The 16,518-nt window shown below is 43.0% G+C and carries 18 protein-coding genes, 1 tRNA gene and 1 pseudogene; 7 read left to right on the plus strand and 13 right to left on the minus strand.

Translation table 11 applies throughout. The features are described from left to right. Positions 1-70: 70 nt before the first annotated feature. Both ACSX1A_RS17365 and ACSX1A_RS17370 read left to right on the plus strand, forming a co-directional pair. Complete coding sequence (locus tag ACSX1A_RS17365) at positions 71-1,210, plus strand: acyl-CoA dehydrogenase (RefSeq protein ID WP_439880911.1); 1,140 nt, start codon at positions 71-73, stop codon at positions 1,208-1,210. Positions 1,211-1,369: 159 nt separating this feature from the next. Beyond that, positions 1,370-2,296: a helix-turn-helix domain-containing protein gene (locus ACSX1A_RS17370; RefSeq protein ID WP_439880912.1), complete on the plus strand. Its 927-nt coding sequence runs from the start codon at positions 1,370-1,372 to the stop codon at positions 2,294-2,296. Here the strand turns inward: ACSX1A_RS17370 and ACSX1A_RS17375 are convergent. Genes ACSX1A_RS17375 through ACSX1A_RS17385 form a run of 3 tightly spaced genes read right to left on the minus strand, consistent with a single transcriptional unit; the run spans position 2,293 to position 3,984 of the window. Continuing rightward, positions 2,293-3,045 (minus strand): geranylgeranylglyceryl/heptaprenylglyceryl phosphate synthase, encoded by a 753-nt coding sequence (locus tag ACSX1A_RS17375; RefSeq protein WP_439880913.1) that lies wholly within the window; start codon positions 3,043-3,045, stop codon positions 2,293-2,295. The genes ACSX1A_RS17370 and ACSX1A_RS17375 overlap by 4 nt on opposite strands. Further along, positions 3,035-3,607, minus strand: a complete 573-nt coding sequence (locus ACSX1A_RS17380) for a hypothetical protein (RefSeq protein ID WP_439880914.1) — start codon at positions 3,605-3,607, stop codon at positions 3,035-3,037. The genes ACSX1A_RS17375 and ACSX1A_RS17380 overlap by 11 nt, the downstream gene beginning before the upstream one ends. Next, the gene (locus ACSX1A_RS17385) at positions 3,604-3,984 is read right to left on the minus strand and encodes a phage holin family protein (RefSeq protein WP_439880915.1); all 381 of its coding nucleotides are present in this window, start codon (positions 3,982-3,984) and stop codon (positions 3,604-3,606) included. The genes ACSX1A_RS17380 and ACSX1A_RS17385 overlap by 4 nt, the downstream gene beginning before the upstream one ends. A 157-nt stretch (positions 3,985-4,141) precedes the next feature. Here ACSX1A_RS17385 and ACSX1A_RS17390 point away from each other — a divergent pair, with 157 nt between their 5' ends. Next, complete coding sequence (locus tag ACSX1A_RS17390) at positions 4,142-5,245, plus strand: J domain-containing protein (protein WP_439880916.1); 1,104 nt, start codon at positions 4,142-4,144, stop codon at positions 5,243-5,245. A gap of 223 nt (positions 5,246-5,468) precedes the next feature. Here the strand turns inward: ACSX1A_RS17390 and ACSX1A_RS17395 are convergent. Beyond that, positions 5,469-5,544 (minus strand) — tRNA-Phe (locus tag ACSX1A_RS17395). Between the two features lie 72 nt (positions 5,545-5,616). Here ACSX1A_RS17395 and ACSX1A_RS17400 point away from each other — a divergent pair. Then, the gene (locus tag ACSX1A_RS17400; protein WP_439880917.1) at positions 5,617-6,747 is read left to right on the plus strand and encodes a tyrosine-type recombinase/integrase; all 1,131 of its coding nucleotides are present in this window, start codon (positions 5,617-5,619) and stop codon (positions 6,745-6,747) included. Between the two features lie 91 nt (positions 6,748-6,838). Here the strand turns inward: ACSX1A_RS17400 and ACSX1A_RS17405 are convergent, their stop codons facing one another. Continuing rightward, the gene (locus ACSX1A_RS17405) at positions 6,839-7,363 is read right to left on the minus strand and encodes a hypothetical protein (RefSeq protein WP_439880918.1); all 525 of its coding nucleotides are present in this window, start codon (positions 7,361-7,363) and stop codon (positions 6,839-6,841) included. A gap of 2 nt (positions 7,364-7,365) precedes the next feature. Continuing rightward, positions 7,366-7,833 (minus strand): hypothetical protein, encoded by a 468-nt coding sequence (locus ACSX1A_RS17410; RefSeq protein WP_439880919.1) that lies wholly within the window; start codon positions 7,831-7,833, stop codon positions 7,366-7,368. 130 nt (positions 7,834-7,963) lie between these two features. Between ACSX1A_RS17410 and ACSX1A_RS17415 the strand changes: the two genes are divergently transcribed. Then, a complete protein-coding gene (locus ACSX1A_RS17415) occupies positions 7,964-8,188 on the plus strand; it encodes an XRE family transcriptional regulator (RefSeq protein ID WP_439880920.1) in 225 nt (74 codons plus the stop codon). 307 nt (positions 8,189-8,495) lie between these two features. Here ACSX1A_RS17415 and ACSX1A_RS17420 read toward each other — a convergent pair whose 3' ends face one another. The 3 genes and pseudogenes from ACSX1A_RS17420 to ACSX1A_RS17430 all read right to left on the minus strand — a co-directional run. After that, positions 8,496-9,719: an IS256 family transposase gene (locus ACSX1A_RS17420; RefSeq protein ID WP_439879586.1), complete on the minus strand. Its 1,224-nt coding sequence runs from the start codon at positions 9,717-9,719 to the stop codon at positions 8,496-8,498. A gap of 433 nt (positions 9,720-10,152) precedes the next feature. After that, positions 10,153-10,320: a LexA family protein gene (locus ACSX1A_RS17425; RefSeq protein WP_439880921.1), complete on the minus strand. Its 168-nt coding sequence runs from the start codon at positions 10,318-10,320 to the stop codon at positions 10,153-10,155. A gap of 32 nt (positions 10,321-10,352) precedes the next feature. After that, positions 10,353-10,532 (minus strand): annotated as a pseudogene (locus tag ACSX1A_RS17430) (LexA family protein); the annotation flags it as partial. 372 nt (positions 10,533-10,904) lie between these two features. On the opposite strand from ACSX1A_RS17430, the gene ACSX1A_RS17435 reads away from it, so the two are divergent. Next, the gene (locus ACSX1A_RS17435) at positions 10,905-11,780 is read left to right on the plus strand and encodes a phospholipase D family protein (RefSeq protein ID WP_439880922.1); all 876 of its coding nucleotides are present in this window, start codon (positions 10,905-10,907) and stop codon (positions 11,778-11,780) included. A gap of 105 nt (positions 11,781-11,885) precedes the next feature. On the opposite strand, the gene ACSX1A_RS17440 is transcribed toward ACSX1A_RS17435, so the two are convergent. The 3 genes from ACSX1A_RS17440 to ACSX1A_RS17450 all read right to left on the minus strand — a co-directional run bounded on the left by ACSX1A_RS17440 (position 11,886) and on the right by ACSX1A_RS17450 (position 14,618). After that, positions 11,886-13,109 carry an IS256 family transposase gene (locus ACSX1A_RS17440; RefSeq protein WP_439879586.1) on the minus strand — a complete coding sequence of 408 codons (1,224 nt, stop codon included), beginning with the start codon at positions 13,107-13,109 and terminating at the stop codon, positions 11,886-11,888. A 124-nt stretch (positions 13,110-13,233) separates the two neighbouring features. Continuing rightward, complete coding sequence (locus ACSX1A_RS17445; RefSeq protein ID WP_439880923.1) at positions 13,234-13,830, minus strand: hypothetical protein; 597 nt, start codon at positions 13,828-13,830, stop codon at positions 13,234-13,236. A gap of 401 nt (positions 13,831-14,231) precedes the next feature. Beyond that, positions 14,232-14,618, minus strand: a complete 387-nt coding sequence (locus ACSX1A_RS17450; protein ID WP_439880924.1) for a hypothetical protein — start codon at positions 14,616-14,618, stop codon at positions 14,232-14,234. A gap of 163 nt (positions 14,619-14,781) precedes the next feature. Between ACSX1A_RS17450 and ACSX1A_RS17455 the strand changes: the two genes are divergently transcribed. Further along, complete coding sequence (locus ACSX1A_RS17455) at positions 14,782-15,327, plus strand: hypothetical protein (RefSeq protein ID WP_439880925.1); 546 nt, start codon at positions 14,782-14,784, stop codon at positions 15,325-15,327. Positions 15,328-15,915: 588 nt separating this feature from the next. Here the strand turns inward: ACSX1A_RS17455 and ACSX1A_RS17460 are convergent. Then, entirely contained in the window at positions 15,916-16,257 is a 342-nt protein-coding gene (locus ACSX1A_RS17460; protein ID WP_439880926.1) for a hypothetical protein, read from the minus strand. Positions 16,258-16,518: the final 261 nt, after the last annotated feature.

Here is a 16,518-nt window from a genome sequence, read left to right on the forward strand (position 1 = left end):
TAATACAAGTCTATTTCCTAATTTTGTATGATAATTTATTGTTTCAAATCATTCTTTATATAAAATAAGCATGAACTTTCAATTAACAGAAGAACATTTGGCAGTACAAGCTGCCGCACGAGAATTTGCACAGACGGAGCTGTTGCCAGGTGTTATTGAGCGTGATGAGCATCAGAAGTTCCCGGCTGAGCAAATCAAGAAAATGGGTGAGCTAGGGTTTATGGGAATGATGGTTGACCCAAAATACGGCGGCGGCGGCATGGATGCTGTGTCCTATGTGCTGGCAATGGAGGAGATATCTAAAATTGATGCTTCGGCTTCTGTTGTTATGTCTGTAAACAACTCGCTGGTTTGCTGGGGTCTTGAGACTTTCGGAACAGAAGAGCAAAAGCAGAAATACCTTACCAGGCTTGCTACAGGTGAGATTATTGGTGCATTCTGTTTATCTGAACCTGAGGCTGGCTCCGATGCCACTTCACAGCGTACAACTGCTGAGGACAAAGGAGACTACTACCTGCTGAACGGTACAAAGAACTGGATCACGAACGGCAGCACCGCTTCTGTATACCTGGTAATTGCCCAAACCGATGTGGAAAAAGGACACCGCGGCATCAATGCTTTGATCGTAGAACGTGATATGGAAGGCTTTGCCATAGGACCTAAAGAGAATAAATTAGGTATTCGTGGTTCAGATACGCACTCTTTAATGTTTACTGATGTTAAAGTACCAAAGGAGAACCGTATCGGAGACGATGGCTTTGGCTTTAAGTTTGCCATGGCGACGTTGGCCGGCGGACGAATCGGTATCGCTTCTCAGGCACTTGGTATTGCTTCTGGTGCGTATGAGCTAGCGGTGAAGTATGCTAAAGAGCGTAAGGCGTTTGGTGTGGAGATCGCAAAGCACCAGGCTATCCAGTTTAAGCTGGCTGATATGGCTACGAACATAGAAGCAGCGCGCCTTTTATGCCTTCAGGCTGCATATGACAAAGATACACATGCAGATTATGGCAAATCAGGAGCTATGGCTAAGCTTTTTGCATCAAAAGTGGCGATGGAAACAACAGTGGAAGCTGTTCAGGTTCATGGTGGTTACGGTTTCGTAAAAGAGTACCATGTAGAGCGTTTAATGCGCGATGCAAAAATTACACAAATTTACGAGGGTACTTCTGAGATACAGAAAATAGTAATTTCAAGAGAACTACTAAAGTAAAATTACCTTTAAAACCTTGTTTCCATGTTGTTTAAGCTAAGAATAGTCTTTTCTGAATTAAAATTTATTTTTTAAATTGTTTTGAATTTTATAAAGATAAATCTTAGCTTTAGGCCATAATTAAAGGGTTTATAGTATAAAAGTTAGTTGGTAACACACATGGAAGATTACAATAAGATTATTGAATCGCTTGGGGTGCGGTTCATTAAGGCGAAGAATCTGGTGTTGCAGCAGCCGTTTTCGGTTCGCAACTCCTACGATGTAGGCAATAACTTGATCCTGCTTCATAAAGGTAGCATCTTCTTTGGGGACGAAGAGCAAATGGTTGAAGAAGGTGAGTTGTTGTTTATCCCTGGCGGACGTAGTACAAAAGTAACGTATGGTCCGGCCGGAGCAGGAAAGACTATCTCTAACGATGATCTGATCACGAACAAAGAGAAGTTTTTCAAGAGCAATAATGATCTGGATCTGATCGGTGATGCAGAAGAGAGCCACAGCTTTGTGAGCTTCGAGGCAAAAGTTTTTGACTCGGTTAACTTCTTCGCTTCGCTTGATCTGCCCGCTTTCCTTATCTCTAACAATAACAAGTTAGCCAATCTGGTTATCAAAGTTGTGGAGGAGAGCATGCAGGAACTGCCGGGTAAGGAGCGACTGATCAATATCTACACTGAGAACATTGTTGTAGAGATCGTTCGCCACATCCTGAGAAACAGAATGTTTGTGGAGCAGTTAGCGACAAACAGCACATACTTTAAAGATCCTCGCCTTATCGACCTGTTCAACTACATCAAGGAGAACTTAGGTGGCGATCTATCTAATAAAGTGCTTTCTAACGTTGCCAACGTGTCTGAAGACTACGTAGGTCAGTACTTCAAGATGCTGACGGGTATCAACCCGCAGGATTACATTGAGTACCAGCGTATGGAGCGTGCCGTGTTCTTGCTGCGCACTACGAAAAAGAGTATCCGCGAGATCGGTAAAGAAGTTGGTTACAAAGACACCGCATACTTCTGCCGTCGCTTTAAGATGATGTTTGGTATACCAGCAGGCAAGATGCGTCGCCGCGAGTCAGCGATGAATATCTAAGCTAAAGTTACGTTATACGAAGCAACAAGATTAGAAACCTCGGCTAAAAAGCCGGGGTTTTTTTCTATGTGGTTACCTACCACAAGCACATCCGCACCGGCGTCTAGAGCTGCACCGGCTTTCTCTGCCGTATCAATTCCACCTCCTACAATAATGGGTGTGTCTACAGCATTACGCACAGCTCGGATCATATCTGCCGAAATAGGATGCATGGCTCCACTGCCTCCATCCATGTAAATGTAGCGCAGGCCCAACATCTCGCCGGCCATGGCAGTGCAGGCAGCTATAGCTGGCTTATCATAAGGAATAGGCGTAGTACCACTCATATAAGAAGCCGTGGTCTGGCGGCCAGTATCAATCAGCATATAGCCTGTTGGGTAAATGCTGAGCTGGCTTTGTTTAAGTATAGGTGCTGATACCACGTGTTGCCCGATCAGGAATTCCGGATTGCGGCCTGAGATCAGGGAAAGTAGCAGAATGCCATCAGCTTGCTTGTCAATATGCTGGCTATTGCTTGGGAACAGGATAACAGGTATTTGACTGTTATCCTTGATAAGTTTAATTATTGCTGCCTGGTTATCAGAGGTGATCAGGCTACCGCCAACAAAAAAGAAATCAACCTGGTGTGCTTCGCTTAGAGCTAATAAATTCAGGCAAGAAGCCTCTGTGAGGTTATCCGGGTCTAGCAGAACCGCAAAGTGCTTTCTGCCTGAAATATGTTTTTTCTTGTGAAGGGTGTTAAACGGCATCTTCTTTTGGTACAATGTACTCTGTTGTCTCTATGATATCGACCTCTACAGGCGCTGCTGCAATATCGTTATTTTCAGAGACAGTATTAAGATGTTCTTCAACCTTTTTGGTTACGTACATCATTAACAGAGCCACAACCTGCGATGAAAGCACTTTGGCTACATCAGATTTCAAAAAGCTTTTTTTCTCTTTAGATGAACTTTTAGTATGGCTGGCATGGGGCATGCGTTCAGAAGAGATAGTATAATCGTCCTCCTGCTCGTGTACCATAGAATTATATTCTGCCATTTGCGCCGTAACGGGTATGGCATGATAGGACGTTTTTTTATCCTTTTTTTCCTTTACTTTTTTGCTCTTTTTTTTTTCTCCGCCACTAAACATACGTTTCACAAGATAGCCGGCAAGTAAAACGCCCCCCGCTACGGCTACCTTTTTTCCTATTTCCTGGCTTTGTGTTTTTATGTGATCCACATCGCCCATCAGAGCATTTTTATACTCCTCTTTTTGTCGCTCCAGAAATTCCCGCTCATTATCGAACAAGGGATTGGTTAGTTCGCTCATATATTTTTTTCTCGTTTATCTGATTTATAAATGGTGTTGTCAAATGCTTTGTCTGCAACGTCTTCAAAAACCTTTTTGTCAAGCCCTATTAACAAAACTACAAGTATAATTATGTAAAAGAGGGCCACAATGCCAAATCCCCAGAACGAGCTGTCGAGCAGTTCGTTTAGCAGGAGGCCTAAAAAGATACTCAAAAATATTACACACAGAAAGGCAATGATGCCAAGTAGCACCACATGGATCAAATTAACAAAGGTGGCCTTTAGCTTTTCTTGTATTTCTAATCGTATGATATCAATACGGGTATCAATATACCCCATCAGGTTTTCGATTAGATTATTACTCTTTTCGCGAGTGCCGTTGTCTTGGATTGCCATAGTGTTATTTCGCTTTTTTTAATGCTTTTTCTATATACGGGGGAACTTGTAAATATTTACGCTAAACATAGCGGGATAAAAGTATAGTACGTATTTTGATGTGTAATGACGGTTTTTAGTTAATTTTAGAAATAATATTGTTCAAATCTTTACCTGCTTGGAGCTTAATCTATATAGCATTTTAGGCATTAGCCCAACAGCCACCTTACAGGAGGTGAAGGTAGCTTATAAAAAACTTGCGCTCAAATATCATCCCGACAGAAACCCGGGTGATACGCGTGCCGAGGAAATGTTTAAGCTAGTGAATACAGCCTATCAGACCTTGTCTAATCCGGGTAAACGAGCGCGATATGACCTGCGGTTGCAGTACCAGCGCGAACGGCAGCGTGTACTGCACCAGCAACAGGCGTATCAAACAGATCCACGGTTTTTCCAGACCAGAGAGCCAGCAGGCGTTGCAGAAAGACATTACCGCCCCATCAGGCGCGAAGAGAAAAGCTTTTCCCGAAAAGACTGGGTTATCACGATGTCCTTTATAGCCGGTCTGCTTACTTTCAGTTTGTTACTAAAAGTAGTAATGGACCACGTTACAGGCGAAGATAAGTACAAAACCGCTTTAACATATATCGAAGATGGCAAGTATAGCAGCGCACATAGGCTACTGTCTGATGCCATTCAGTTTATGCCCGATAACGCGGCGGCTTACGAGGCCCGGGCCCGCATAGAGTTGGATGTGTATGAAAATTACCCGGCAGCGCTCAGCGATTTGAACAAAGTTGTGGCACTGCGTGAGCGACCATCTGCGCAGGTGTATCTGATGCGTGGAAGAAGCTACCAGCAGCTGGCAAAATATCAGAAGTCTGAGAAAGACCTGACGCACGCACTCGAGCTAAACCCCAAGCTTTGGCATGCATATTTATCCAGGGGAGAAGTGCGCTTGTTCTTTCTTAAAAATTATAGAGAGGCGATTGAAGACCTTACCATTTTTCTGAAGAATGAGAAGGAGGGAAGCGAAGACTGGATAACCGCCCTTACATACCGTGGCTTCGGTTACTATAAATTAAAGGACTTTGTGGCGGCGGAGCAGGATTATAAAACAGCGCTTGACCTGGATAACCAAAATGGCAGAGTGCTCTACTTGTTAGGGCGCACCGAAATAGAGCAGCAAATGTCTGACTCTGCATGCTATCACTTCTACCAGGCCTATCAATTGGGTTATTCTGCTGCTTTGTTTGAGCTAAAAAATAATTGTGAGGAGTAACAGGGAAACTACACCAAGGCGAGTGACAGTATTTTGCAGTATATACTTATAACTTACTTGATCTAAACAATCAGCGCCTCATTCTACTTTTTATATAGTACTACTTATCTGCCAGCTTAAGCGTAGCTGCAGAAGGAAACTGCAATTACTGTTGATGTTGTATAGGAGCTTGCTAAAAGGCTATAAAACAAGAAACCCTCACCGGTTAAGGAGAGGGTTTTGCTGGTGGTGATGATTGGAATCGAACCAACGACACAAGGATTTTCAGTCCTTTGCTCTACCAACTGAGCTACATCACCAGGGCACTTTTCAGTCGATTTCCCCCTATGCGAGACAACAGATGAGACAGTAACTTTAAACTCTACTGTCTTATGTACACAGACCCGCAAATCTACAATCCTGCTGATTTAACGCAGCGAGCCTTCATCAGTTTCTACTATAATGGTAAGCGCTATCGATTCTATAACGGGAAGGCCCTAGGTATTTCCTGCTTCCCCAACACTTCCAAAACCTTGTCAGAGAGAGGACGCCTGATGAAACTGCTTCTTAGGGCGTATACCCGTGCCTTGTTAAAAGGATGGTCTCCTGGCACCAACCAGACTGATGCTCACTCAAGTCACAGGCGGCATACAGTTATAGAGCTACTGGAGATGGTGGTGAAGGAAGTGGGTGCGAGCGCCTACAGCAAGACCTACAAACGCGACATCGCGAGTGTGACAGAGAAACTGTCCCTTTTTCTGAAGAACGAGAACAGGGGGGGGCTGTTTCCAAATGAACTAAGGTCGGCTGATATAGAGCGTTTCCTGCAGCGGTTCGCCTCGTCTGGCACCTACTATCAGAACAAACGAAGAACGCTGGCAGGAGTGTTCTCAAAGCTCGTGAAACAGGGGTATTGTAAACTCAACCCAGTAACAGCCACCTCCACACGTAAGGCGAAAGCTGTGCTTCACCAGGCGTATACTCCAGATCAGTTGTCGAAGGTCCTGCCTTACCTGAAGGAGCACTATCCTAATCTGTTTCTTTGCGCCTTGTTGATGTATGGCGTGCTCCTGCGCCCGCATCAGGAAATCAGGTTGTTGAAACGAAGGCACTTCAATGGTACCATAACTCAGTTCATACTGGAAGGCGATGAGAATAAGAGCGGCAAATTAAGGAGTCTTCCAATTCCTGAATACGTGAGGGAAGAGCTAATGGCAAGGGGAGTTGATAAGCTTAAACATGACGAGTACATCTTCACACAGTCTGCCTATCCCTTTAATGAGTCGTACTTTAACACGATGTGGTCGAGGGCGAAGAAGAAGATGTTGGAGCTTGGGATGATAAACCCTACCCAGACATTATATAGCTTTCGTCATGCTGCCTCTGTCAATGTGTTCGAGCGAACGCAGAGCTTAAAGTTACTCCAACAGCTATTGGGGCACTCTAACCTCAATACCAGCCTAACCTATCTAAGAAGCATTGGGCAAGTCCAGATAGATAGCTCAGTGATGCCAGAACTTTAAAGTAAGAAAGAGCCCCTGTTTCTATTTGCTATAAGCCGCTTTATTGTACAGTATGCACTAGTGAGAAACGACGATGCGAATGGGTAAAGTGTTACGCTCCATCTACTATCCTTCTCCATCGATGCATAAAATCTACGGTTTGTATAGCAATGTAACCAACCTTGGAGTTAAAGTTATAACTAGTAGCTATCAATGCCTTTTTGCCCCTCCATGTAATGAATATGTCTTGCCCTTGCCTTTTATTCTCTTGTGGTTCTCCATAGAGTATATACATTATTCCCGCAGCAGCTTCATACGATGCATAGTTGTTAAACGCTATGTATATAGCACAGAGTTTGTTTTGCTCGAATGCATATTCTATATAGTCAACAGGGTAATTGTTTATGTATAGATTCTCATCTTTCTTCTGGTAGAACTTTAAGTACTTGTTCTCTCTGCTTAGGAGTAGATAGGGTAGCTTCTCTAAAGGTGTATTAAGTTTGATATTCCTGAATCCAAAATCAACATCAAGGGCTGCGATAGAGCCTTCTGTTTGTGCTTTTGCCTGAGGGCTTAAACTCAATAGAAATAGAGTTAAGATTAGAGATAACTTCAGCATAAATGTTCTGCGAATCATAATTAAAAGCTCTGGGTATATCCTGTTACAAACCCGCCTGTTTTAGTGTTATTATCATATCTTATCCCATAGGATATATCTCCAACTTCCCAAGCAGCAGCATGTATACCTCCTTCTGAGGCTGTACGGTAGGGCTTTCCTAACAGCTCATTCAATAGTTCGTAACCAGCCATAAAGGTCGATGAATTATCAAAGTCCATAATAATGGCAGACAGTTTATTGTTCTCAAATCCATACTTTATAAAATTAACCGGTTTCTTATTTAGGTATTTGTTGTCCCCAGGTAAGGTATAGTATGTCATTGAACCCTCAGCTCCCAAATACTTCATTCCTGGAAGGTCTTGAAGCCTGTCCCCGATCTTTATGTATAAATTATTGGCTTTGAAGGCAATAACACCAGGCTTGCTCTGCGCTATTGCATTTACTGCAATGAATAGTACTGTTATCAGCAATAGAGCTCTTAGTCTCATAGATTCTATAATTAAAAGTTTGTATTTGAAATGTACATCCAAAGAAATATATAATTATATACAAATTCAACTATATGGTGTAATAATATGAGGTGTAATATTTAATTGCTATTAGAATCAACTTTCGCTCATGAACAGCGAAGACGAATTGTTAAAAGCAATAGGTAAAAGGCTTAAAGAAATCAGGATTCAAAAGGGTTACTCAAGCTATGAGGCATTTGCCCTTGACCATGACTTGGGAAGAATGCAGTACTGGAGGTTGGAGCGAGGCGTAAATATGACAATGAAGTCTCTTATTCGTGTGCTGGAGATTCACCAAATGACGTTACAGGAGTTCTTTTCAGAGGGTTTCTAAGTGACTGATAAACTCCAGCTATCAGCTAGAGTAAATCAAGGATAGAGCTGTAGTAATATTTAAAGGCAATGTAGCAGTAATGCATTAATAATTAGTTATTTATGATTAAAATAAATGATATAAAACTTGAAAGTGTGGTCAAAAAACATTAAATTTGAAGGCCTTTAGGGCGAAAATAATAGCCGCCCCCTCCATCCAAAAGGGAGTGTAATTTAAACTGTGTCATTTCCATATTTTCATTTATTGGCCCTGTTGGTGTACTGGTGTGAATCCTTACAGCAACAGGGCCAAACTTTTAAAGTGCGTCTCACTTCAAGTCCAGCTGCATTCTGTCCCCAAACCAGATAGAGAGTTGCTGGGCCGTCTGGCTCCAGTTGCTTAGCGGCATGACCCATTTTTTGCTGATGTTCTGGTGAGACAGGTAAATCAGTTTTAGCAAAGCCATATCCGTTGAGAAAGCTCCTTTGGTCTTGGTCACCTTCCTGACCTGGCGGTGAAAGCCTTCAATCGTGTTTGTGGTATAGATCAGCCTTCTGATCGGCTCGGTGTACTTAAAGTACGTGCTCAGTTTGTCCCAGTTTCGCTGCCAGCTCTCGAGCACCTTGGGGTACTTTTTACCCCACTTCTCCTCCAACTCCAATAGCCGCAGCTCGGCCAATTCCTTTGTTTCTGCCCGGTACACGGGCTTTAAGTCTCTGATGAATTCTTTCTGGTCCTTAGAGCCCACATACTTGATGCTGTTGCGGATCTGGTGCACGATACAGCTCTGCACCTCGGTCTGGGGGAAAACACTTGTGATGGCCTCGGCAAAGCCCTTGAGGTTGTCAATGCAGGCGATGAGCATATCTTCCACGCCCCGCTGCTGCAGATCGGTAAGTACCGAGAGCCAGAAAGTAGCCCCTTCGCTTTCGGATACATACACGCCCAGCAGCTCTTTGTGGCCGTGGCGGTCAATGCCCAGAATATTGTAGACAGCTTTAGAGATGGTGCGCCCTTCCTGTCTGACCTTGTAGTGCATGGCGTCTAGCCAGACAATGCAGTAGAGCCCATCCAATGGCCGGGCCTGCCATTCCTTGACCTGGGGCACGATCTTCTCGGTGAGGGCGGCTAAGGTGTCGTGGGAGATGTCCATGTCATACATCTCCTTCAGATGCGAAGAGATGTCCCGAAGGCTCATGCCCAAACCGTACATACTCAAAATGCGGGGCTCCAGGTTCTCGGCCAGCACCGTCTCCCGTTTGCGGATGATCTGCGGCTCAAAGCTTGCCGAGCGATCGCGGGATGATTCTACTTCAATCATTCCATCTGAGGTGCGAACTTGCTTTGATACTTTGCCGTTGCGGCGGTTGCCTTGCTGGCGCTGCTCAGCGTCCAAGTGCAGGTCCATCTCCGCGTCCAAAGCGGCTTCTAAGAAATGTTTTAACAGAGGGCCTAAGGCGCCGTCTTTGCCAAAGGTGGGTTTGCCGCTCCTAAACTCTTCCAGGAACTGGCGCTTGATCTTTTCCAGATCCAGCTCGTTTTTTTCTTCCATGTCAACTGTGTTAAAGGTAATACTCCTAATCCTTTGACACAGTTTATTTTACAGTCTCATCCAAAATTTAATACAATACTCATCTCCCAATTCCCCTAACATTGTTCTTTTAAACCTATCTCCCAATTCCCCTAACATTGTTCTTTTAAACCTACAGTAGGTTCTTGTTAGACCCTATGTTTCTCACCTTCTGATCTCCTTGTCTGTTCTCTTAACACCTTCCGCAAGGTTCTTTGAGGTGATCCCTTCTTATCTCTGAGTAGCTTAATATCTGTTCAATAAAGATAACTGCCCACTATTCTGTATTAGGTGCCTGGCTGTATAATTGGGTTAAAGTGAAAAGTTGCATTTCTTAAACCCAATGAAGAAAGTGGTTTATGCATAAAAAGAACGATTACGGCTAATGATGCAGTTTTGACCATAAAAGAATTTATTAGCGTTTCACAGGTTTGCGGAGTCTCCATACCACGACACCCCATCTTCTTACGTCCATCTCTGCTGTCAATTCAATGGCTTTGAAAGCTGGATTGGCAGGACAAAGCGTACCTTTGTCCCTGATCTTCCTGAAGGTCTTAACGGTGCATTCCCATCCAGAAAACACACAGTAGGTATTCCATCAATGAGTTTAAGGGACTTGTCTATCACCAATATATCCCCTTCGTGTATGTTTGCGTCCTGCATGGAACTGCCCTTTACGCGCATCATAAAGGTGGAGGTGGGGTTTTGAACTAAATATTTGCTCAAATTAATCCTGTCTTCTAGGTAATCATCTGCAGGCGATTGAAACCCAGCAGAAATGTAGGAGGCGTACAGGGGAGCTCAAGATGGTCATTGCAATCTAACAGCTCCAGGACGCAATAGGAAATGACTTTGGCTTAATACATAACAGTGTCTCTTATGTTGTCAAACAAATATGCATGGCAAATACGAGTAATATTATGATAGGCGCTAATAACTTAGCCTTGTTTATAGAAAGCTTTTCAACGCTCTGAAGGCATTTTAGTAAAACCCGTAAAATCTAAGTTGGAAAGTATTGGGAGAATGGTCAAGTAAAGCTGCTGTTATTCATGTGTTTAAGGTATTGGGAGGTTAATTAGTAGGCAAACTTTATGTACAGTTTAGCAAAATGAGATAAATTGCCAATCAGAGAACATCTCAAACAAGTTACAGAATTATCGCATCTATATGTCTGAGTTTATCACCACGAAGGGAATCGCGTACCACATTGAGGAATTAGTAAAGAGGGCAGATAAGGAGATAACTTTAGTAACACCGTATTTAAAGATTGCTCCCCTTCTACTTGAGAGGATTATGGAACATGATCGCAAGGGCTGCTTCACAACTATAATCTATGGCAAGGATGAGCTTAGGGCTGATCAGAAGCTTGCATTAAGTAGGCTAAATAATCTTAACTTATACTTTGCTAAGAACTTGCATGCAAAGTGTTACTACAACGAAAAACAGTTGTTGATCACCTCCATGAACCTTTATGAGTTCTCTGAAAACAACAATAGGGAATTTGGCATCGTGGTAGATGCCAAAAAAGAAAGATACCTGTACCAGGAGGTCGTGAAAGAAGTAGAGTCCATTAAAGCATCTGCTGAGCTACAGCAACAGAATTATAAGCCAAAGGAGGAAATAAGCCAACAGACAGCCTATAACAAATATGAGTATAAAGAGTTGATGGAAGAAGTGTACAAGGTCTTAAAGAAGAAATACCCATTCTCAGGAATCAGTTGGGATGGTGATGCGCTAGTTGCTGAGAACTTCTTAGACCTAAACATAGATCTTACCAACAGGTATGGTTTTGCTACAATCACGTTGCACAATGATGACTACGATGTTAATCGCAGGTATAAACAAGAGCATTTTGATAAACTATACCAAGAGCTTCCAAGCTATAGGATATATTGGTCAAGCCCATACGATATAATTAGCCTCTACCACCAGAAGAATATTGAATTCATGGATATTCAGGATGATGTGCGCTATTGCATATATGGAATAGAGACTTTGGTAAATACCCTGCGTAAGCTGCAGGTAGTCTCAAAGTCAAATTAGGGAGTGTAATTTAAACTGTGTCATTTCCATATTTTCATTTATTGGCCCTGTTGGTGTACTGGTGTGAATCCTTACAGCAACAGGGCCAAACTTTTAAAGTGCGTCTCACTTCAAGTCCAGCTGCATTCTGTCCCCAAACCAGATAGAGAGTTGCTGGGCCGTCTGGCTCCAGTTGCTTAGCGGCATGACCCATTTTTTGCTGATGTTCTGGTGAGACAGGTAAATCAGTTTTAGCAAAGCCATATCCGTTGAGAAAGCTCCTTTGGTCTTGGTCACCTTCCTGACCTGGCGGTGAAAGCCTTCAATCGTGTTTGTGGTATAGATCAGCCTTCTGATCGGCTCGGTGTACTTAAAGTACGTGCTCAGTTTGTCCCAGTTTCGCTGCCAGCTCTCGAGCACCTTGGGGTACTTTTTACCCCACTTCTCCTCCAACTCCAATAGCCGCAGCTCGGCCAATTCCTTTGTTTCTGCCCGGTACACGGGCTTTAAGTCTCTGATGAATTCTTTCTGGTCCTTAGAGCCCACATACTTGATGCTGTTGCGGATCTGGTGCACGATACAGCTCTGCACCTCGGTCTGGGGGAAAACACTTGTGATGGCCTCGGCAAAGCCCTTGAGGTTGTCAATGCAGGCGATGAGCATATCTTCCACGCCCCGCTGCTGCAGATCGGTAAGTACCGAGAGCCAGAAAGTAGCCCCTTCGCTTTCGGATACATACACGCCCAGCAGCTCTTTGTGGCCGTGGCGGTCAATGCCCAGAATATTGTAGACAGCTTTAGAGATGGTGCGCCCTTCCTGTCTGACCTTGTAGTGCATGGCGTCTAGCCAGACAATGCAGTAGAGCCCATCCAATGGCCGGGCCTGCCATTCCTTGACCTGGGGCACGATCTTCTCGGTGAGGGCGGCTAAGGTGTCGTGGGAGATGTCCATGTCATACATCTCCTTCAGATGCGAAGAGATGTCCCGAAGGCTCATGCCCAAACCGTACATACTCAAAATGCGGGGCTCCAGGTTCTCGGCCAGCACCGTCTCCCGTTTGCGGATGATCTGCGGCTCAAAGCTTGCCGAGCGATCGCGGGATGATTCTACTTCAATCATTCCATCTGAGGTGCGAACTTGCTTTGATACTTTGCCGTTGCGGCGGTTGCCTTGCTGGCGCTGCTCAGCGTCCAAGTGCAGGTCCATCTCCGCGTCCAAAGCGGCTTCTAAGAAATGTTTTAACAGAGGGCCTAAGGCGCCGTCTTTGCCAAAGGTGGGTTTGCCGCTCCTAAACTCTTCCAGGAACTGGCGCTTGATCTTTTCCAGATCCAGCTCGTTTTTTTCTTCCATGTCAACTGTGTTAAAGGTAATACTCCTAATCCTTTGACACAGTTTATTTTACAGTCTCTCAAATTATGCATAAAAGCAGTAACTTGTCTTTATTTACAGGGGAATGGTTTCATCTGGTACATTGTCATCTAACTTCAACTAGAGGTCGTTCGTATCTTTCACCGCCACAACGAAAACAGGCACCTCCTTGGACATGATTATACTCAGGAAAGCTACCTACCCCATTACACCTAAAGCAAGGCTCCATGCCTTCTGCTAAGCTTACCTCATCCTCTTCAAAAACAAGTACCTCGTGCTCTTGGTGAAATTCCCAATGGCACCAATTGCAGAGCGTTACCAGACAGTCATCTGTGTAGTCCCATGGCAACCTGTTGCGAATGTAGCATAGATGGTGTACCTGCATGTGATAATGTTTATCAGCAACAATGAAGTCAAAAACTGGTTCATCTAGCTTCCAGTAGTGAGATTTCCCATCTTTCCCTATTACCCAATCCCCTGTATTATGATGAGGCCAGAAGTGCCAAGTCTCCTGACGCTCTTCGTCGAACTCACTAAATGTCTCGCCCTTACCACATTTGGTGCAACAATGGTGGTCGCGCCGAATAACCTCAAGTCTTTTTTCCTGCCATTCACGCGTTGATAACAGCATTAGATAAGTGATTTTCTGGTTGCCATCCGCTTCCAAACGAAGTTCTGCGAAAGTCATGGGTTTATCATTCATTGGTTAATTTGCTCAGTTTATAATGAGTTTATCACTTCAGGTACAATGTTTAGTGGTGAGTTTACTAAAGGAGAAACTTTATATACTTTTATGTCTTCTGCTTGATAAGGTTTAAGCAAAATAAGTAAATCCTCCTGTTTTTAATGCTCATCCTACCACCGTTCCTCAGCTATCAGGCGATAGTATCACAGGCATACGATTGTGGAATGTTTCACCACATACTTTGCTTCTGTTGTGATAATGGATAGGGATGCAGTATTTATTCTGTACTTATATCCAGACACTCGTCCCATAAACCTGCTGACGAGACAGATTTGCTATCCAATATCTCGATAAAGATTCAATATGAGCTAGAAAGGCAAGTACCTAAGAAACTAGATGTTAGTATTCTTTAAACTCATTTAAAGGCTAATATCGTATGTTAACATAGTTGTTCCCTGAGAAACAGTTACCCTGGTAGTTGCACTAGTAATACTACCAGTAGAATAATCTCTCTGAAAAGATAGAGTGCCCCCAGAATAAATATAACCAGAGTTATTATAGCCTGAGTGAATACTACCTCCATCCCCAAAGTCAATTGCCACAACTCTGTTGTACTGCACTTTAACATTTAGGGTATAGGTACTCCTTGTATAGGTACTGGAGTTGTAGTATTTAACGGTAGCTTCATACCACCCATCTTGTATGTTGGATGTTTTGCTGCTCTTAATTGGATCAGACACGGTGTTAGCATAGCTGACAGTAGTTATAAAGAACAGAATGCTTAATGCTAGTAAGAATTGTTTCATGGCTTGATTTTAAAATACTTCGCAAAGTATATAAAAAATACAATATATTTAATAAATATTATATTATCTTTAAAAAATTAAGGAAAGAAGCTGAGATCCTTAACAACAAGCGGCAGTTGCTGAAAAGCCTATAGAGTAAGCAAAATGAAACATTTTAGAAGTTATGAAACAATCATTACTTGCATTTTTTTTCCTATTTATCGCTATGCAATGTTTTTCTCAAGAAGCTAAATTTGACACTATTACTAAGCTCAATGGAGAAACTATAGAAGTTTTAGTTAGCTCAGTTGGCGAAAAAGAAATCTCATTTGTTTACCCAAATGAAACAGTTAATAATGTAATAAATAAGAATCAGGTAAAGGAAATCAAGTTTGCGAGTGGAAGAGTACAGAAATTCTCAGAAAAGATTGTTATCAATGGTGAGCAAGATTGGGAAAAAGTAATAGTTACAACATTAGAGAGTGATATCGCAGGCTTAGTTAGAAAAGGTGAAGTTAGAGCTAAAGCTTCAGGCGGATCGACTTTCTCCAATCAAGCGAATATTGACGAAAAGGCAACTATGAAATTGAAGAAGGAAGCAGCAGCAATGGGTGCTCATATAATCCTTCTCCAATCTCAAAAGACTGAGACAGGGGGATACTCTGGAGCAGGAGGTATGGGTACAGTACCAAAAAGCTTGAAGCAAGGTGTTGCTTATTCTTACCAATAGCATAGTTAATATAAAAATAGGCACCATCTAATTACTTAGGTGGTGCTTTTTATTTGTTATTCAGTAGTGGCATGTGCATTAAAAACAAGAATAAGCAGCTTTGGGATAGTAGCCAATAAAAGCATACTATCCCTTTCTATCTAGCTGCAGCCAATAGAAAATGCTACGTTCTTTCAGTGGTTTTTTAGTTAAGGAGAGAAACCATCTCACAGAACAATGCCTAAGAAATTCAGCATAACTCCTATCTCAGCTACTTTATCCCTGTCGCTACGAACTGTGTAGGAGGTTTATAGCTGAAATGACTGTGCGGGTAAAGTTTACCCTGAATGAAGAACAGAATGACTCCTGAGTGCCAGCTCAAGATTCTGTCAACCCTTAGCCTCTCACCTTCACTAATCTTGCGAATATCCCTGGTGCATGTAACCTCAAAAGGACAGTAAACTCTCTGGAGCTTATACTTTGATAGGAATAGGCAACTGTCAGAGAATTTGCTTGGCTCTGAACTCAGAAGAAACTTGGAAATCATTGCATGAGTAGTAAAAGGGATAAAAAGAAAAAGGGTAGCCAATTAAGACTACCCTTAGTTGTTTAGGCTGCAGGTTTCATTTGGAATACCTCCTGCTCCATGGTCCTTTCTACTGGGTCATAGTAGTAGGTGTAGGCGAGGGAGATGATCTCGTCTGTGCCAGGAATATGAAAGTCATAAGGATCACATTCCAGTTTCTCAATCTGCCCAGGCAGCGTCTTACCTATGAGCGTAGCGCAGATAGCGTCATTGAAAGTAGAGGCGATGCTACAGGTTTTAGCGGTGGCGTAGAACCTGCCAGACTCCTTCGACTGGATCAGTTCGATCTCCCCCTGCAGGAGTAGCACATTGAACTCTTCTTCTGCAGAGTTCTTTCTTTTGGCATAGCCAGTAATTGTTACCATGTGTTTAAAGATTTATGGTTATACATCATAGGCCCGTACATCGAACCCTGCTCCCTAGGGGGGGTACTTTCAGAAGGAGGCTATAGCTTTCAAAGGGGCAGAAAAAAAATAAAAAAAATTGTAGAAGGGTGAGCCTTAAACTCACTGAACTTGATTGTATAGGTACTCTATTAGGTTTAAGCCTACTCTTGACGCAGGAAGTAGTGTGGATGTGAAAGAGGTATGAATAGGTAAAAAAGGAAGTGACATTTCTTAAACTCA

Origin of the sequence: Pontibacter sp. MBLB2868 (assembly GCF_051904785.1) — a bacterium.
Taxonomy (GTDB): Bacteria; Bacteroidota; Bacteroidia; order Cytophagales; family Hymenobacteraceae; genus Pontibacter.